The following is a 17,757-nucleotide window of genomic DNA, read 5'->3' on the forward strand; positions in this document are numbered from 1 at the left end:
CAAAAAACAAAAATCACACACCACGCACCACTCCCACATCAATCGCTCACCTTGCTACAATGCGCGAATGGATTCTTCTTTTTCACTTTCCCCTCTTCACTCGGCTTGGGCAAAACGCCTAAGTGCACGCGATGCCTCGCAACAACGTCGTCGTTTGCGCGCGCCGTTGGCCATTGATTTTTGTTCAAATGATTATTTGGGTTGGGCGCGTGCGCCGTTTCATGCGCATGAAACGACCTCGTTTGATGTTCAACGACACGGTGCGACAGGTTCGCGCTTGTTGTCAGGTCAGGCGCAGGCGATCAGTGTGCTGGAAGCGCAGATTGCACATTTCCATCAAACCGAAGCCGCTCTGTTGTTCAACTCAGGTTTTGATGCCAACATCGGGACACTGGCGGCAATCTCTGATCGGCACACAATGTTCATTTACGATGAGCTGTGCCATGCGAGTCTGATTGATGGCATGCGGCTGTCCATGAGCCGCCACAATTATAAATTTCGCCACAATGATGTTGCACATTTAAATGAACTGCTGACGCAACATGCGGGTGCGCCGCTGTGCATCGTGGTTGAAAGCGTGTATTCAATGGATGGTGATGTGGCGCCTTTAAAAGACATTGTTGCATTGGCGAAAAAAGCACATGCGAGCATCGTTGTGGACGAGGCGCATGGCACGGGTGTGATTGGAACACACGGCGAAGGATTGGTGCAGCACTTAAACCTGCACCATGACATCGACATCCGCATCCACACGTATGGCAAAGGTCTGGGCTGTCACGGGGCTGCCGTTGTCGGCTCGCAATTGCTAATTGACACGCTCATCAATTTCGCCCGCCCTTTTGTTTACAGCACGGCGTTACCACCCGCGAGTTACGCCGCCATTGAGCAGGCTTACGCGGCTTTGGCAAGCGATGATTTTTCAAATGAACCGTTGCATGACACCATCGCCTCATTTCGCTCAAAAATTGCCGCGCACGATTGGACGCCGTACGGCGTGACTTGGCTTGATTCAACCACACCCACTCAAGGTCTGGTCATTGGCGATGTGATGCGCACGCATGCGATTATTGCTGCATTGCACGCGCAACAACTTGATGTGCGACCAATATTTGCCCCAACAGTGCCTGCGGGCAGCGAGCGATTGCGCATTTGCTTACATGCGTTTAACACCGAAGCTGAGCTGAATTTACTGATCAATACATTATGCCAAGCCGTTCAATGACCCCTCTCGCCCTTACAGGGATTCACACCGACATTGGTAAAACCATTGTGGCTGCGGTGCTGTCTGAAACGCTGGGCTGCGATTATTGGAAACCTGTGCAGGCAGGTGGTTTGGCTCGCAGCGACAGCAATGTGGTGCGCGAATTGTTGTCCAACCCACACACAACCATTCACCCCGAAGCCTTTCGCCTCAACACCGCAGCTTCTCCCCATGTCGCGGCGCAGATCGATGGCGTTAGTATGGATTTAAATGATCTTAACGCACCCGTCAGCGCGCATTTGCTCATCGAAACCGCAGGCGGCGCAATGTCGCCCATGACAACACAGCACACGGTTGCAGATGTGATTGCGCATCACGGCTGGGCGACGGTGCTGGTTGTCCAACATTATCTTGGCAGCATCAGCCACACGCTCGCTGCGATTGAAGCTTTGTGCTCACGCGGCGTGAACCTGCTTGGCCTGATCATCAATGGTGAAAGCAACAGCGACAGCGAACAATTCATTTGCAATTACGCACAGGTTCGTGTGCTCGCTCGAATCCCACACTTGGCGGTATTAAATCGCGCCAGCATCGCCCACACAGCGGAACATCTGCGCATGCAGCTCGTCCCAGAACTCACACCTTGGATCCACACATGAACTTCAGCCTCAGCCAACGCGACCAACAACACATTTGGCACCCTTACACGCCGATGAAGCTGCGTCCGACCGCCATTGGTTTGGTGCGCGGTGAAGGCGCATTGCTATTCGATGAAAACGGCAAAAGCTATATTGACGCGGTCTCATCGTGGTGGGTCAATTTGCATGGGCATGCGCATCCCGTCATTGCCGAAGCCATTTATGCGCAAGCCACCACACTGGCGCACTGCATGTTTGCAGGTTTAACGCATGAACCTGCGGTGCAATTGGCTGAAGATTTGCTGGCGGTTTTACCAAACAACATGAGCAAAATATTCTATTCAGACAACGGTTCATGTGCCACTGAAATTGCCATCAAAATGGCATTACAAGCGTTTCACAATCAAGGTCAATCGCGCCGCACCATCGTTGCCCTTGAAGGCAGCTATCACGGCGACACCTTTGGTGCCATGGCCGCCAGCGAACGCGGCCTGTTCACCGCGCCGTTCAACGACAAGCTGTTTGATGTGGCGTTCATCCCCGTTCCCACAGCCGATCAAGCGCAACACAGCTTGGATGCGCTCATACAGATTTTAGATCAAAACGATGTCGCAGCGCTCATCGTCGAACCGCTCGTGCAAGGCGCGGCAGGCATGCAAATGCACGATGCCCGCGCATTGGATGCACTATTCAAAGCAGCGCATGCCCACGGTGCATATGTCATCGCCGACGAGGTGATGACAGGTTTTGGGCGCACGGGCACATTATTCGCCTGCGAGCAACTCTCCGAAGCCCCAGATTTCATGTGCCTTTCAAAAGGCCTCACGGGTGGCACATTGCCACTGGCCGTCACCGCATGCACCCAACGCGTTTACGATGCATTTTACAGTGACGATCTGACGCACGCGTTTTACCACGGGCACTCCTACACCGCCAACCCCATCGCCTGCGCCGCAGCCGTCGCCAGTTTGAAACTGTTGCTCACGCCTGAAAGTCATGCACAACGCGAACAGCTTCGCTGCTCACATGCCAATTTTGCTTCACACATCGCCAACCACCCGCGCATCGATAACGTGCGCCACTGTGGAACCATCCTCGCCATGACCGTCCGCACCGTGACAGGCAACACCTATTTGTCGAGTGAACGCGACCGCATTTATCATTATTTTTTAGAACGTGGGATTTTATTGCGCCCGATTGGCAATGTGCTGTATCTGATCCCACCTTACTGCATCACCGATGCGCAACTGACACACATCTACGACACGATTTGTACTTTTTTAGACCAAGACAGCACCGCTGATCTGGCCATTGTTTGAAAGTTTGAAAGCCTGACTACATGACCACACCGCACTCAACCCACTGCCCACAACTCGCCCGCATGTTGCCCACCATCATCGGCAACGACACCACACACGCCCACTGGCTGAACAGCCTGTCCATGATGGAATCGGTTGGTGCGCGTAAAATTGCGGCTTACGTCCACCCCCTGCATGTTGACCTCATCACCTTGCAACACGCTTTTGAAGAAGCGCGCCACGCCTATTTCCTCAAGCGTCAAATCAAAAAACTCGCCATCGACTGCCCAGACTACACCAGCGCATACATGCTCGCCCCGCGCGCCAGTTTTCGCTATTTGCACAAACTGGACATGGGCTGCGCCCGCTACCTCAGCGAACGCGGCGCGACAGGCCGATCGCTCAAACACGGTTGCTATTTACTCGTGACTTACCTCATTGAAGTGCGCGCCATGATGCTGTATCACACGTATCAAGACGCGCTCACCCACGCAGGCAGTCGCGTCCATGTGCAATCGATCATTAAAGAAGAAGAAGGTCATCTTGAAAACATGATGACGCAATTAGATGAATTTAACCCACAATGGCGTGAGATGAGTGCAAATTTGCACGAGATGGAACAAGCGTTATACGACAACTGGTTAAATCAAGTTGAAAAGGCCGTCGCATAAACCCACCATCAAAGTGTGGCTTCGAGAGAAGCCACCGCACTTGCATGATGACATCATGCCGAGCACGCCACCCATTGCAACAACACATTCTCAACTTTAATCAAACTCTGCTCACGCAAAGCACGCCATTGATTCAAATCATGCGCAATGTGTTCACCCACACCCGCCGCATAATTGGTGCACACCACAATCGCAGCGTATGGCAAATCAAGTTCCTTGGCCAGCGCAGCCTCAGGCATTAAGGTCATGCCAACCACATGCGCCCCATCCATCGCCATGCGCTTGACCTCGGCACGCGTTTCGAGGCGCGGGCCATTGGTGCACGCGTATGTGGCCGTGCTGACCACAGCTTCCCCCGCTCTGTTGGCTGCACTGAGCAACACCTCACGAGACGCTCGGTCAAATGGCTCGGACAAATCGGTGTAGACAATCGGGTGATCGGGGCCTTCAAAATAAGTCCCCACCCGCCCCGACGTGTAATCAATCACATCATCAGGGATCACCAATTGACCAGGCTGAATGTCCGCCATCATACTGCCCGTGCTGCCAATCGCACAGATGTTGTCCACCCCCATTTTTTGCAATGCCCACACATTGGCGCGGTAATTGATCTGGTGCGGGGCGAGTGTGTGGCCGTAACCGTGGCGATTCAAAAACACCACCTCGACGCCTGACAATTCACCAATGGTCAGTGCGCACGATGTTTCACCAAAAGGTGTGCGCACGATTTCACGGCGAATGTTTTCCAAATGGGCAAGCCGTTGCAAACCGCTGCCTGCGATGACACCTAACATCATGTTCTCCTTGCGAACAAATTGAAGAATTCAATTTTTAAAATGAGACCCATCGAACACAATTGACAATTAAATGCCCCGATGATTCACTCATTCAATGATTTGATAAATTGATCAATGAGATCAATTCGATGGATTTGATTTGCGCATCCACTTCATTTTTTCTGAATGTTGTGGCGCATGGTTGGGGCGGCTTCGCCCGTTTGTGAACAGATGAACCCACACTAAAACGCTCAATCCATTTTCTCACAAAAAACAACCCACCGAACACACAAACGAGATTTGAATGTCGCCTAACCCCCATTCAAATGAGCCAGCATCTCGCTTTCATCCAAGACCGTCACACCCAATGCCTGCGCTTTCTCCAGCTTTGAACCTGCTTCTGCACCCGCGACCACAAAATGTGTTTTGCTGGACACACTGCCCGACACTTTTGCGCCCGCAGCCTCAAGCAAGGCTTTCGCCTCATCTCGCCCTAAAGTCGGCAATGTCCCCGTGAGCACCACAGTTTTACCAAAAAACATGCCCGCAGCACTGCTTGCATCTGCTTTTGGCAGCACATCATCCCAGTGCATACCGCATTCTATCAGTGCCTCAATGACAGCTTGATGACGGGCATCGGCAAAAAAGGCGACGATGGCCTGCGCAACCACAGGCCCCACATCGGCCACTTCGCACAACGCTTCAAAACTCGCGTGCTGTACGCTGGGCAAGCTGCCAAAATGCTGTGCCAAGGATTTTGCAGTGGCTTCGCCCACATGGCGAATGCCCAATGCGTAAATAAAACGCGCCAACGTGGTGTTTTTTGACACCTGCAACGCATCATGAACATTCTGCGCAGATTTTTGCGCCATGCGCTCCAAACCCGCCAACTGCGCCACCGAAAGTTGATACAGATCATCGGGGGTTTTCACCAAACCCACATCGACCAATTGCTCAATGAGTTTATCTCCCAAACCATCGACATTGACCGCACGACGTTGGGCAAAATGCATCAAACTTTGCTTCACTTGAGCGGGACAAATCAATCCACCTGTACAACGCGAAATCGCCTCCCCCTCTTCACGCACAATCGGCGAACCGCATTCAGGGCAAGCCGTCGGCATGATGAACATGCGTGCATCCGCAGGACGTTGTTCAATGATGCACATGACCACCTCTGGAATCACATCACCCGCACGACGCACCACCACCGTGTCGCCAATGCGCACATCTTTGCGCATGAGCTCATCGATGTTGTGCAACGTCGCATTGCTGACCACCACGCCACCGACCTCAACAGGCGCAAGCCGCGCCACAGGCGTGATCGCCCCCGTGCGCCCCACTTGCACATCGATGTCGAGCACCGTCGTGGTCATTTCTTGAGCGGGGAACTTATGGGCAATCGCCCAGCGCGGCGAACGTGACACAAACCCCAAAGCTTCTTGCTGAAGGGTATTGTTGACTTTATACACCACACCATCGATGTCAAAAGGCAAACCGTCACGGCGGCTCTGCAGGCTTGTATAAAAATTCAGCAAACCTGCCGCGCCTTGAACCACATTGTCTTTGGTGTAAACAGGCAAACCAAAATCAGCAAGTTGCATCACCACACGCTGAAAACTGTCCTGTGGAAACGGCTGTGTATTTTGATCGTCCACCAAACCAACGCCGTATGCAAAAAATGACAATTTGCGTTGTGCGGTGATGGATGAATCAAGCTGACGCAAACCGCCTGCCGCCGCATTGCGTGGATTCGCAAACAACTTTTCACCTTTTTCAAGTTGCGACGCATTGAGGTTTTCAAAATCTTTGCGCTGCATCAACACCTCACCACGCACCTCAAGCACAGCAGGCGGCGCATCGGTGTGCAAACGCAAAGGAATCGAACGGATGGTGCGCACATTTTCAGTCACCTCCTCACCCGTTTGCCCATCGCCACGGGTCGCAGCCTGCACCAAAACCCCATGCTCATAACGCAAATTAATCGCCAAACCATCAAATTTAACCTCAACCGCATACTCAACCAGCGCATCGCTTGTCAACAAGCCCGTAGCGCACAACTCATCACGCATGCGCACATCAAAAGCATCAATGTCTTCACTCGAAAACGCATTCGCCAACGACAACATCGGCACCACATGCTGCACTTTTTTAAAAGCATCCAACGGTGCCGCACCCACGCGCTGTGTCGGCGAATCAACCGTGCGCCACTGTGGGTACTGCTGCTCTAAAGCCAACAGCTCATTGAACAACGCATCGTATTGGGCATCACTGATGACAGGCGCATCGTGGACATAATACGCCTGATTGTGACGGGTCAGCGACTCGCTCAAAGCAAGCATGCGTGCACGGTCAACCTCACTCGGTGAGTGCTCAGGTTCGGAAAATAAATCAAAAGTAGTTTGCATGGATTCTGGTGGAGGGATTAAATATGTTCAACATGATGGATGTGGTTGTTCACGTGAACAACTTGAACAATAAAAATGCAATCAAGGCATTTGCGCTAAGAAAAAGAATAATAACCTCATTTTTACTCAAGCCCACCATTGAAATTAAAATAACGAGAACATGCAAGTGAGGATTTTTACAACTGACAGCTCTTATACTGTTTTTATTTTAAATTGTTAAGTGCAGCAAACCCAATACCTGCTGCTGCAATACCTGCCATGTCTACTATGAGATTGGCGATGGTGACATCTGAGAGTTTACCGTCTTTATAATACTGGTTCCCTGCTTGCACGCCATCAGCAACAAGTGCTGTCGCAGCCAAGCCCGCTTTATTCATTGCCGTCGAGGTCACTGATGGAATCCATTCAGTCATTTGAGTAAATTCAGCCAAAGAATGCCCGATTTGACCAATTGCAGCAGCAGAGCCAAAACAGGCCATCAACTTGGTGTACTCAGGTTTTGAGCAACAAGTACACCCGTTGCAGGTGTACCAGCATTAATATTCATAAACTGAACGAAACTTTCTACAGCCTCTAATACTACTGCGTTTGCTGACATTTGTTACTCCTGTTAATTTAAACCAAACAATCAAAACAACCCTTCTAAAAAACAGTTTTAAAACTCGAAACCAAATATCTACGTAATATACGGATAAGCGTCCAAATAATGATTGGTAATATGAAAACACTCCAAAATCCAAAAGCACCATGAGTGCGCATTATTTTCACATCCTCATAAGAAGTATATTTTTTAGCATTTGGGGATGTTGAATTTGTAGAAACCTCGCCCCCATTATTCATCTGAATTTTAATGAGCCAATTACCCCAGTACCACATTTTTGCCTTTTCCCCAATCAATAAACTCAACTGATCAGGCACAATACAATCAGATGGACCATAATACTTTTCTGTCATTGTTTCGCATCTTTTAAATACGTCACCATGGGGAGTTCTAATGCCAAAGTACTGGCGGGATTCAACTTTATTATCAGACTCTCTTCGAATAACAGTACCTTCTACAACCGTTGTTTGAATAAGTGTGGGATATTCAGCTTCTGATATGTCAGGCTGGCCAATGACAAAGGGAACTATCGTACCCACTACCACAAAACAATATAAGATCCATGTCCAGTCGCGTGAGGCTTTCCTAGGTTCCAATTTAAACGGAGCCTCCCAAAATAATAATTTTAGAAACCGCCATACCTTTATTAAGCCAACTTGAAACGTGCTCATTTCACTTCCAATTTTCTTAAGTTAAAAATGTAAACACCATCACCAATAATTGAAATTAATACACCAATATCCAATCTTTGACTCGACCCCTCTCCATATCCAAAATCTTTTCTCAGCGAGCCATACGTATAAAATCATTGACCATGGCAAAACAACAATAGAAAAAACAATATTGCTATTGCAACACATTGAATGACAATCAAAATCATAGCCACCTTTACCGCTCCTTTTCCTAACCTATAAATTACGGGGCTATAGTAGATTAGCATCATGATATGCTGTCAAGTGATGTGTAAAAGTATATAAAAACCCCATGTAAGAACTTTTTACTTCCCTCAAGAAGTTAATGCACATTGTGATGCACTAACCTCCTAAGGCCTTTGTTTTAATAACCGTTTCATCGTCAGTGAACCCGCAGGCACGCCCAAAGCGGCCAATTGCTGGACATAAGCAGGGATGTGTTCGGCAGCGTGGCTGAACAGCATGTCGGGGACAATGTTTTGCCCCATGCCGTTGCACCATTGCGCTTTCAAGTCGTGTGCCAATTGGCTCATGTCGTGCCAGAGCCGTTCTTGAGGGTGATATTCGGCTTTCACTCGCGCCAAGTCTAAACAGAAAGATAAGGTTTGAACGTGCATGGTCGCCAATGCGTCGCGGTAAAAATCTTGTGCGCGGGGGTTGTTCAAATCATTGAGGACGCGGTACAACACGTGGCCGTCGCGGTTGCGGGCAACGTATTGACCGTTCGCATCCAGCTGCAAGCCCCATTGCGTCATTTGTTGATGCACTTCGTAAGCCGCCCACAGGCCTTGCGGTTTGTGCAATTGAACCACCAAAGGTGCGCCCAAACGTTTGGAGATGTCGTGTAAATAGACGGCATAGCTTGCCAAGGCTGCGGGGTCGGGCCACACGTTCACGTGCGCGGCCAAACGGCGTGCCAAACGTTGCGCCAATTCAAACCAATCGTGAATCAGCTGTGTGCTGGCGTGGCTGGATGCATTCGCGAGCTGCAAAGTCAGTCGCAAACCGCTGTACAGCACGCCTTGCTCCAGCGGCTGCCATTGGCGTGCGGCATTGGTGTCTTCGCTGTGTCGCGCCACCACTTGCCCTGCGCGTAAGCCGTATAGCCGCAATGGTAAATCGGTGTCCAAGCGCAAATCATACAAAGCGCGTTCAATGTCATGTGCATTTTTGGGTTGGCTGACCATCAGGTCAAGCACGCCGTCAATGGCTTGAATCGGCGATGGGCGGGCATTCTCAATCCATGATGAAAAACGAATCAAGGGGTCAAACACGCTGAAAGTGGCTTGTTCGGTTAAATCTTGTTGATTGAAAAACTGTGGATCCGCAGCCAACATGAGGTCTTCTACAGGCACGTCCAGTGGATCATTCAACCACGTTGTTGCTGGAATGGATGTTTCAACAGGTGTTTCAATGGGCGTTTGTGTGGATGGGTAAACGGGTGCATGTCCTGATGCTGTGGTGGCCGAACCCATTGGCGCATGCGCGGTCAACTCAGTAGATGCCGTTGCAGGAGTTTCAACAATTGCATCCACAGAAGGTTTGAATGGGGGTGTGAATACGGGTTCAACCGCTGGGATCTCATGGGTCACCGTGTCATGGTAGCTGATGATGTCATGCTCAATGCTGTGCGCCGCTGCATGGGTTTGGGCGAATGCTTGAGCTTCATCTTGTGCGCGGGTTTGCAGTTCAGGCGTGTAGGCGTAGTGATTCTCTTTAATGGGTTTGACATCATAGGCGGATTGATGTTTTGAGCCATACACCGGCGGACTGGGTGAAATCACGGGTGCAGTCGAGCGCACATACACGTCATCCTCGTCATCCGATTCGTTGTGTAGTGCATACCCCACCCCCGTAGGCACATAGGCATTTTGCACCGATTCATACCGTTTTGAATCTTGAGCCGACTGAACAGCAGACGCCAGCATGTCATCTGGAGATGTGCGATGCAAGGGTATGTCTGATGCCGTGTGTGTGTGCACGCCAACCGCATCGTGGGTCATCGACCCAGCACCATAAGCGCCAGTGTGAGCGTGTGCGCTTTCAATGGGTTTGCGCTGCAGGCTTTGTGCCCGTCTAATCTGCCAATAGCTGTAGCCACCCAAGCCACCCAGCAGCATCGCCACCATCACCAATGTGGAGAGTTCAAACTCACTCATTTTAAACTTTCAATGTTCTTGTTTTAAGGAAAAATACGGCACGCAGAGCACACATTGTCTCCATTCTACCTTGCCCATTCAATCAATGGCTCATGCGGATTAAAATTTGATGCATGTCCATGCTGGGTTTACTGAAGCGAACCCAGCCTAAGGGCATGGCACAAGCACAGACACACTCACCATCACAACATCGCACCCGTACACCCCCCGCATCACGCCCCAGCCAACTCCAAAGCAGATTCCATGTCCACCGCCACCACGCGCGACACGCCGCGCTCCTGCATGGTCACGCCGACCAGCTGATTGGCGATTTCCATGGTGATCTTATTGTGTGAGATGAATAAAAATTGCGTTTGCGCTGACATTTTTTTGACCAATTGCGAGAAACGCTCGGTGTTTGCATCGTCCAATGGCGCATCCACTTCATCGAGCAAACAAAATGGCGCAGGGTTCAAACGGAACAACGAAAACACCAGCGCGGTCGCAGTCAATGCTTTTTCGCCACCTGACAACAAGTGAATGGTCGAATTGCGTTTACCTGGTGGCTGCGCCATGACCTGCACACCCGAATCAAGAATGTCGTCGCCCGTCATGATCAAGCGCGCCTCGCCGCCACCGAACAACTCAGGGAACAGCTCGCCAAAATTTTTATTCACCGCATCAAACGTGCCTTTCAACAGATCACGTGACTCTTTGTCAATTTTCATGATCGCATCTTCGAGCGTGGTCATCGCCTCAACCAAATCTGCGGTTTGCGCATTCAGGAAACTTTGCCGCTCCACAGCCACGTTGAGCTCATCCAAAGCGGCCAAATTGACCGCACCCAAGGCATTGATTTGATTATTCAAACGGGTGATTTCGCCTTGCAAAGCCGAAGCCTTGGTGCTGTCGTCCATCGTTTCCGCCAGTTTCGCACGCAAAGCAGTCAAATCCACTTGCGCCTCTTTGAGCTGATTGGCGTATTGCTCTTGATTCAAACGCGCGGCTTGTTCGGCCAACTGCAATTGCATGATCGCCGCACGACTGGGCTCCAATTCACGCTCTAATTTCATGCGAGATTCTTCGGCCAAACGCAACTCATGCGTGAGCGCATCGGCATCGGTGCGCGCTTGCGCGAGGGCATTTTCACGTTCAACACGAAGCCCCAAGGCCTCTTGCAAACCATCGTGGCTGGTCACGTCTTGAAACTCTTCCAGCTGCATGAGTTGTTCCTCATGGCTGCTGTTCAAAAATTCAATTTGCTGATCGCATGCGGTTTGGTTGTATTCAATGTCACTGAGGCGTTGCGCCAAATTGTGCACGCGGTATTGCGCATCACGCACTTGATTTTCAGCATCACGCAAACCATTGCGCATGGTCGAGACTTGATCTTCAAGCGCATTGTAATCGGCTTGTGCGTCCTGCCATTTGGCTTCGGCCTCCATCAGGTTGGCGTCACCTTCGTCGAACAAGGCCTGTGCTTCGAGCTTCTGCGCCATCAATTCTTCTTCATGCATGACGATTTCAGCCAATTCATCGTCGATTTGGGCATGACGCGCCATGAGTTGCTGGCTGGCCAAACTGACTTTTTGCACCTGCATTTGCAACGCATGGACATGCGCGGTGGTGGACTGAACCTGAGCACGCGCCGCCGCTTGCTGCTGTACATAGGCATCGACGCGGTACTGCAAACGACGCAATTCTTCTTCTGCCTCATCGGCCAACATGTCTTGCGCGCGCAGCTGAGTTTGGATGTTGTCGATTTCCTGTGCACGCGCGAGCATGCCCGCTTGTTCACTGTCCGCCACATAAAAACGCAACGTGTTGCGCCCCAATTGATGACCCTCTGGCGTGACCAACACGCCGTGTTCAGGCAGTTGCTCACGCAAGCTGTAAGCCTCTTCAAGCGATTTGGCAACGAACACATGGCTTAACCATTTCGGCATGAGGTTGTTCAACGTTGGGTCGTTGACCTTGACCATGCGCATCAAAGGCACCAAGCTGCCCACAACTTCAACCGCAGGCGCAGGCGCACTGTTGTCATTGGCATAAAAACTGAGTTTCGATGGCGGCACATCGTTGAAGAAGTTTTTGACCCAGTCGATGCGCGACAATTCCAAACCACCCATGCGCTCGGCCAACACCGCTTCCAGTGCATTTTCCCATCCTGATTCGATGTGAATTTTTTGCCACAACCGTTGACGTGTGGTCAAGTTGTGCTTTTCCAACCACGGGGTGAGTTGACCTTGGCTTTGAACTTTATCTTGCAGTTGGGTCAGGACATCGAGGCGTGCATTCAATTGGGCAATGCGTGCTTGCTCCGTTTGTGCTTGGTCGCGCGCGGCTTTAAGCGCGTCTTGTGCGTGCGGTAAACTGTCTTCCACTTCAAACAGAGCCGCTTGCGCCGTCTCTTGACGCCCCATCTCATCGTTCAGTTGATGCTCCAACTGATTCAATTCTCGTGCATCGGCTTGACCTGGTGCGATTTTTTCTTGTGATAAACGATCACGGCGCAACACCAAAGCGGCGATTTGTCGATCCGCATTGCGTTGCTCATCCGCAGCGCGTGCGACTTTTTGCTCCACTTGCACATGTGCGGCGTGTGTCGATTGCATGGTGTGCAAGGCTTCGCGATGACGGGTTTCAAGTTGTGGCAAGTCTTCGGATGCGATGGCCAACTGTTCTTGGCGAATGGCTTGCTCTTCGAGTGCCATTTCACGTTCCGTGGTCATCTGATCCACATCATCGGCCAATTGAGTTTTTCGGTCATTCCACTGCACCAACTGCACTTTGGTTTGCTCAATTTGCGCTTGGACACGCGAGCGACCATCCATGATGTATTTGATTTCGGCTTCAAAACGCGACACTTCGGCGTTGGCTTCATACAACGCCGCTTGTGCCGCATGCATGGCATCAGACAAATCATAATGCGCTGCACGTTTGGTCTCCAGCTCACTTTCCGCATGGCGCAAAGTGGCGATGGACGACTCCAATTCATTTTGAGCCAAGTTGATTTTAGCCGTGATTTGGGTTTGCTCGGCCAACGCCTCGTCCAAGCGCAACAACCACAAGAAATGCAATTTGTCTTGTGCCGCAGTTTGTAAATCACGGTATTGTTGCGCCACCCGCGCCTGCGCTTCAAGGCGCTCCACTTGACCATTCAACTCACGCAAAATGTCCTCAACACGGGTCAAATTGTCACGCGTGTCGTTCAAGCGGTTTTCGGTTTCGCGGCGGCGCTCTTTGTATTTCGACACGCCCGCGGCTTCTTCAAGAAACACACGCAGCTCTTCGGGTTTGGCCTCAATGATGCGCGCAATCATGCCTTGCCCAATGATCGCATAGGCGCGTGGGCCCAGCCCTGTGCCCATAAAAATGTCTTGCACGTCGCGGCGGCGCACCTGTTGGTTGTTGATGTAGTAGCTCGAACCGCCATCGCGCGTGAGCACACGACGCACAGCGATTTCGGCATATTGACTCCATTGTCCTGCGGCACGGCCTTCATGGTTTTCAAAGACCAATTCAACCGATGCACGGGCAGCGGGCTTGCGGTGACTGGAGCCATTGAAAATCACATCGCTCATGGATTCGCCGCGCAACTCCGAGGCGCGAGATTCGCCGAGCACCCAACGCGTGGCATCCATGATGTTGGATTTACCGCAGCCATTCGGCCCCACCACGGCAATGAGTTGACCCGGCACGTGAAAGCTCACGGGGTCAACGAATGATTTGAATCCTGCCAGTTTAATTTGAGTCAGCCGCACAAAGCACCTTAATTTGTCATACAAAATAAGGCGACATCATACCATTTTTAACCATTTTGCTGGCAAAAAACAGTGAATTTTAGATGCATGGCGTTTTTTAATTTTATTTAAAATCAAATAGATAAAAGATTTTTTTGAATTTCATCTGCCATCAAAGTAGGGTCTTGCAAAGGCGCCATGTGCCCCAACTTAGACAACACATGAACAGGGCTTTCTGGACGAATTTTTGTCCACTTTTGCCATGCGTCGATGGGCACCACATCACCTGTTTCTCCACGCCACACCACGCATGGGACTTGTAAGTGCTTGATTTTTCGCCACACATACGGTGGAGTTAAGAACACTTGCGCCTCCCATGTCTTGCGAAAGTTCAATGTCAAAGACCCGTTTGACGCATGGGGCATCACGCGTTTACTCGATTCACGCAAGCCGTGCGTCGCATAATCTTGAAACACGGCCGCAGAAAAACCTTTAAACAGCGATTTACCGCTCAATGCGGTGGTAAATTCTTCGCTCGTGGCCCAACGCTCACGCCGCTGCAAGGTTTTTTTCACCAAACCAAACACCTTTGCACGCAACGGTTTGGGCAATCCAGAAAACATCACGAACATCCGCGTCGGGAACATCACGGGCTCAATCAACAATATTTGCTTGAATAAATCTGGGCGCTTGATCGCGGCCAACAAGGTCGACACCGCGCCCAATGAATGCCCCACACCGATCACACCTTTCGGCGCAATCTGCTCAATGGCGGCAATCAAGTCATCGGCCGCGTTGTGCCAAGTAAACTGTGATGGTGGCTGATAAGGGCTGCTGTCCCATGTCGCACGATGATCCATCGCATACACCGTGCGCTCTTGTGCCAACAATTTCAGCAATGTGTCATACGAACCTGCGGGGAAACCATTGGCATGGGCAAAATGCAAGGGTGTCAAATCGGTGTTGTGTTGAGTGAGCCATACATGCACGGGGACATGATGGCCATCGATCTGAATCAGTTGTGTGTTCATGAGGTATTTTTTTGGGTTAAAAGTAAAAAAAGCAAACCGCTATTTTTTTCAGCTATACACGGCATCCATCCATTTGAATCATTGGCGAATCATTGACCAGAAAATCACGCCACCGATGGCTCACACCTCGTGGGCTGCAAATAAACGCACATGCTCTTTCATCGCATACCGATCCGTCATGCCCGCAATGTAATCGGCAATGCGCACGGCCTGCAACGGCCCCCTGTCATCCACCACATAATCAGGCGGCAACAAGCGCGGCTCATCCATGAAAGCATCGAATAAATTGGTCACGATGCGCTTGGCTTTTGTGCCGCTGCGCATCACTTGATAATGACGATACAAATGATCCATCAAATATTTTTTCAATTGTTGCATTTCAAGATGCATCTCTGCTGAAAACTGCGCCAATCGCGGCGCGGCGCGCACATCATCAATGGTTTGCACCCCATGAGCTGCCATCTGAGCCGCGGTGGTGGTGGTCAAGTCAACCACCATCGCATTGATCATTCTCCGCACCGTTTCCAGCACCTCGCGTCGCCCACGCAAATCAGGAAACCGCTGACGCACGTCATCATGGTGAACCGCAAACAAGCCCATCTGCCTCATGCCGTCGATGCTCAAAATCCCTGAGCGCAAGCCATCGTCAATGTCATGGTTGCTGTACGCAATCGCATCGGCAATATTGGTCAACTGCGCTTCAAGGCTCGGCTGCGTGCCCTCCAAAAAGCGTTGCCCAACGTCGCCCAACAGCTCGGCTTTATTGCGCGCACAATGTTTCAGAATGCCTTCGCGGGTTTCGAAAGTTAAATTTAAACCATCAAATGCACCATAGCGCTCCTCAAGCACATCGACAATGCGCAAACTTTGCAGGTTATGCTCAAAGCCACCAAAATCCGCCATACACGCATGCAAGGCATCTTGCCCTGCATGACCAAACGGCGTGTGCCCAAGGTCGTGTGACAAGGCAATCGCCTCAATCAAATCTTCGTTCAAACGTAAATTACGCGCCACAGCACGCGAAATTTGCGCCACTTCCATGCTGTGGGTCAAACGCGTGCGAAACAAATCGCCTTCATGGTTAACAAACACTTGGGTTTTGTATTCCAGTCGGCGAAAAGCCGTTGCATGCACAATGCGATCGCGATCACGCGCATATGGACTGCGCGCGGGATCACTAGTTTCTTCATGCCGTCGTCCACGTGAAGTCTTCCCTTGAGCCGCATAAGGGGCCAGGTGTTGTTCCTGTTGCAACCAAGTCATGGATGTCATAAGTCAACGCTTTCGTTATGGTTAAACGGCCAAAATACAACTGAACCCACACACATCCAAAAGCACCCAATGCCCCTGAACGCCAAGCATCGGATGATGCATGGATTCGTATGGGCTCATACATTGTGTGACATGGCTCATCATCAACGGTCACAAACGGCACCGCTTGGGTTCACCGATGGGGGTTTATGCGCACACTTGCAAAGTTTCGCGCAGTACGTCTTCTGGTACGGCCTGAATCACCGCACGGCCAATGCCATCCAACAGAACGAATTTAATTTGACCTGCCTCTGCTTTCTTATCGAGCTTCATCATCTCAATCATTCTGTCAATGCCCAATGGAGGCGGGGCTGTCGGCAAACCTGCGGCCTGAACCACTGAACGAATACGCGCCACCTCTTCTGCACTGAGCATGCCCAATCGTTGCGACAAATCAGCCGCCAACACCATGCCAACCCCGACCGCTTCACCATGCAACCACGCGCCATAGCCCATGCCTGCTTCAATGGCGTGACCAAAGGTGTGGCCAAAATTTAGAATCGCTCGCTGACCCGATTCACGTTCATCGCCAGCCACCACTTCGGCTTTGATTTCACACGAACGAACAATGGCATCGGTTAAACTGGTTTCATCTTTGGCCATGAGTGCGCCCATATTGCCTTCAAGCCATGCAAAATACTCGGCATCAAAAATGGCGCCATGCTTGATGACTTCGGCCATGCCCGCAGACAGTTCTTTTTGTGGCAGTGTCTTGAATGCATTCAAATCTGTCAATACGAGCTGTGGCTGGTAAAACGCACCAATCATGTTTTTACCCAATGGGTGGTTGATGCCTGTTTTACCGCCCACCGATGAGTCCACCTGCGACAACAATGTGGTCGGTATTTGAATGAACGGCACTCCGCGCATGTATGAGGCTGCGGCGAAACCCGCCATATCACCGACGACGCCGCCACCAAGGGCAACGATGGTGGTGCGACGATCGAATTCATTTTCGAGTAAAACGTCAAAAATACTGTTCAAGGTTTCTAAATTTTTGTATTGCTCGCCCGTTGGCAGCATGTGCACTTGAACGGTTTTGCCTAAAGCACTCAGCGTTTCGACCAGTGGGTCTGCGTATAAGGGCCCCACCATGTCATTGGTGACGATGAGCACCGATTGACCTTTAATGGCGCGCTCAAGGTGTTCTTTTGAATGCATGGCACGGTTGCCGATGACGATCGGATAAGCCCGATCACCCAGTTCGACGTTGATGATTTTCATGAGGATTGGCCTTTGGGAAAACACA

13 protein-coding genes are annotated in these 17,757 nt (G+C 50.9%); 4 read left to right on the forward strand and 9 right to left on the reverse strand.

The window, feature by feature from the left end; all coding sequences use genetic code 11:
- Positions 1-67: 67 nt before the first annotated feature.
- Genes DTO96_RS11445 through DTO96_RS11460 form a run of 4 tightly spaced genes read left to right on the forward strand, consistent with a single transcriptional unit; the run spans position 68 to position 3,808 of the window.
- Complete coding sequence (locus tag DTO96_RS11445; RefSeq protein ID WP_114563617.1) at positions 68-1,222, forward strand: aminotransferase class I/II-fold pyridoxal phosphate-dependent enzyme; 1,155 nt, start codon at positions 68-70, stop codon at positions 1,220-1,222.
- The gene (gene bioD / locus DTO96_RS11450; RefSeq protein WP_157964430.1) at positions 1,219-1,860 is read left to right on the forward strand and encodes a dethiobiotin synthase; all 642 of its coding nucleotides are present in this window, start codon (positions 1,219-1,221) and stop codon (positions 1,858-1,860) included. Before DTO96_RS11445 ends, bioD begins: the two co-directional genes overlap by 4 nt.
- On the forward strand, positions 1,857-3,158 hold the full coding sequence (locus DTO96_RS11455) for an adenosylmethionine--8-amino-7-oxononanoate transaminase (RefSeq protein ID WP_114563619.1): 1,302 nt from the start codon (positions 1,857-1,859) through the stop codon (positions 3,156-3,158). Before bioD ends, DTO96_RS11455 begins: the two co-directional genes overlap by 4 nt.
- A 20-nt stretch (positions 3,159-3,178) precedes the next feature.
- Positions 3,179-3,808: a hypothetical protein gene (locus DTO96_RS11460; RefSeq protein ID WP_225972504.1), complete on the forward strand. Its 630-nt coding sequence runs from the start codon at positions 3,179-3,181 to the stop codon at positions 3,806-3,808.
- 53 nt (positions 3,809-3,861) lie between these two features.
- On the opposite strand, the gene DTO96_RS11465 is transcribed toward DTO96_RS11460, so the two are convergent.
- The 9 genes from DTO96_RS11465 to aroB form a co-directional block, all read right to left on the reverse strand.
- Positions 3,862-4,605 (reverse strand): S-methyl-5'-thioinosine phosphorylase, encoded by a 744-nt coding sequence (locus DTO96_RS11465; RefSeq protein ID WP_225972505.1) that lies wholly within the window; start codon positions 4,603-4,605, stop codon positions 3,862-3,864.
- Positions 4,606-4,895: 290 nt separating this feature from the next.
- Positions 4,896-6,926, reverse strand: a complete 2,031-nt coding sequence (gene ligA / locus DTO96_RS11470) for an NAD-dependent DNA ligase LigA (RefSeq protein WP_373277842.1) — start codon at positions 6,924-6,926, stop codon at positions 4,896-4,898.
- Positions 6,927-7,195: 269 nt separating this feature from the next.
- Positions 7,196-7,471, reverse strand: a complete 276-nt coding sequence (locus tag DTO96_RS11475) for a hypothetical protein (protein WP_114563622.1) — start codon at positions 7,469-7,471, stop codon at positions 7,196-7,198.
- A gap of 163 nt (positions 7,472-7,634) precedes the next feature.
- Complete coding sequence (locus DTO96_RS11480) at positions 7,635-8,264, reverse strand: hypothetical protein (RefSeq protein WP_114563623.1); 630 nt, start codon at positions 8,262-8,264, stop codon at positions 7,635-7,637.
- A 371-nt stretch (positions 8,265-8,635) separates the two neighbouring features.
- Entirely contained in the window at positions 8,636-10,444 is a 1,809-nt protein-coding gene (locus DTO96_RS11485; RefSeq protein ID WP_114563624.1) for a cell division protein ZipA C-terminal FtsZ-binding domain-containing protein, read from the reverse strand.
- A 212-nt stretch (positions 10,445-10,656) separates the two neighbouring features.
- Positions 10,657-14,187, reverse strand: coding sequence for a chromosome segregation protein SMC (smc, locus tag DTO96_RS11490; protein ID WP_114563625.1), 3,531 nt, complete (start codon positions 14,185-14,187; stop codon positions 10,657-10,659).
- Positions 14,188-14,300: 113 nt separating this feature from the next.
- Positions 14,301-15,197: an alpha/beta fold hydrolase gene (locus DTO96_RS11495; protein ID WP_114563626.1), complete on the reverse strand. Its 897-nt coding sequence runs from the start codon at positions 15,195-15,197 to the stop codon at positions 14,301-14,303.
- A gap of 120 nt (positions 15,198-15,317) precedes the next feature.
- The gene (locus DTO96_RS11500) at positions 15,318-16,460 is read right to left on the reverse strand and encodes a deoxyguanosinetriphosphate triphosphohydrolase (protein ID WP_114563627.1); all 1,143 of its coding nucleotides are present in this window, start codon (positions 16,458-16,460) and stop codon (positions 15,318-15,320) included.
- A gap of 195 nt (positions 16,461-16,655) precedes the next feature.
- Positions 16,656-17,732 (reverse strand): 3-dehydroquinate synthase, encoded by a 1,077-nt coding sequence (gene aroB / locus DTO96_RS11505; protein ID WP_114563628.1) that lies wholly within the window; start codon positions 17,730-17,732, stop codon positions 16,656-16,658.
- Between the last annotated feature and the right edge of the window lie 25 nt (positions 17,733-17,757).

This window comes from Ephemeroptericola cinctiostellae, from assembly GCF_003339525.1.
GTDB lineage: Bacteria > Pseudomonadota > Gammaproteobacteria > Burkholderiales > Burkholderiaceae > Hydromonas > Hydromonas cinctiostellae.

Coding starts and splice junctions, on each gene's coding strand:
- DTO96_RS11445 (WP_114563617.1), top strand. CDS start 68: ATGGATTCTTCTTTTTCACTTTCCCCTCTTCACTCGGCTTGGGCAAAA.
- bioD (WP_157964430.1), top strand. CDS start 1,219: ATGACCCCTCTCGCCCTTACAGGGATTCACACCGACATTGGTAAAACC.
- DTO96_RS11455 (WP_114563619.1), top strand. CDS start 1,857: ATGAACTTCAGCCTCAGCCAACGCGACCAACAACACATTTGGCACCCT.
- DTO96_RS11460 (WP_225972504.1), top strand. CDS start 3,179: ATGACCACACCGCACTCAACCCACTGCCCACAACTCGCCCGCATGTTG.
- DTO96_RS11465 (WP_225972505.1), bottom strand. CDS start 4,605: ATGATGTTAGGTGTCATCGCAGGCAGCGGTTTGCAACGGCTTGCCCAT.
- ligA (WP_373277842.1), bottom strand. CDS start 6,926: ATGCTTGCTTTGAGCGAGTCGCTGACCCGTCACAATCAGGCGTATTAT.
- DTO96_RS11475 (WP_114563622.1), bottom strand. CDS start 7,471: ATGGCCTGTTTTGGCTCTGCTGCTGCAATTGGTCAAATCGGGCATTCT.
- DTO96_RS11480 (WP_114563623.1), bottom strand. CDS start 8,264: ATGAGCACGTTTCAAGTTGGCTTAATAAAGGTATGGCGGTTTCTAAAA.
- DTO96_RS11485 (WP_114563624.1), bottom strand. CDS start 10,444: ATGAGTGAGTTTGAACTCTCCACATTGGTGATGGTGGCGATGCTGCTG.
- DTO96_RS11495 (WP_114563626.1), bottom strand. CDS start 15,197: ATGAACACACAACTGATTCAGATCGATGGCCATCATGTCCCCGTGCAT.
- DTO96_RS11500 (WP_114563627.1), bottom strand. CDS start 16,460: ATGACTTGGTTGCAACAGGAACAACACCTGGCCCCTTATGCGGCTCAA.
- aroB (WP_114563628.1), bottom strand. CDS start 17,732: ATGAAAATCATCAACGTCGAACTGGGTGATCGGGCTTATCCGATCGTC.